The sequence below is a fragment of the Halorubrum sp. ASP1 genome (assembly GCF_005435135.1).
Classification (GTDB): Archaea; Halobacteriota; Halobacteria; order Halobacteriales; family Haloferacaceae; genus Halorubrum; species Halorubrum tropicale.
This window is the reverse complement of record NZ_SGUA01000055.1, coordinates 1-474: the sequence shown is the minus strand read 5'-3', so window position 1 is coordinate 474 and position 474 is coordinate 1. Positions and strand designations below refer to the sequence as shown.

Here is a 474-nt window from a genome sequence, read left to right as displayed (position 1 = left end):
CCATGCTGTCGCTCGCGCTCAACCTCCATTGGGGGTACACCGGGCTGTTCAACATCGGCATCGTCGGCTTCATGGCCGTCGGCGTCTACGTCACGGCAATCGTGACGAAGCCGACGTACGTCGCCGGCGGCGCGGCGCAGGTCGGCGGCCTCGGCCTGCCGCTTTGGGTGGGTATCCTCGCCGGCATGACCGCGGCCGCGCTGTTGGGACTCGTGGTCGCGCTCCCGGCGCTTCGGTTGCGGGCCGACTACCTCGCAATCGTCACCATCGCGATGTCGGAAATCGTCCGGTTCAGCTTCCTCTCCGGGGAACTCCAGCAGTTCCAGCTGTTCGGTAACCGCGTCGGATTCGGCGGCGGGTCGGGTCTCATCCTCGACTTCTCCCCGCCGCTGGAGGCGCTGCTTCGTGGCGTCGGCCTCTGGAACGGATACCTCGGCTTCGTCGATGCCTTCCAAGTCCTCGTGCCGAGGAACC

At 66.9% G+C, this 474-nt stretch carries 1 protein-coding gene; it reads left to right on the top strand.

Features of this window, described 5'->3' with window-relative positions; genetic code table 11:
• A partial coding sequence (locus tag EXE48_RS18225; protein ID WP_443984495.1) for an ABC transporter permease subunit occupies positions 1 to 474 on the top strand: 474 nt, incomplete at both ends.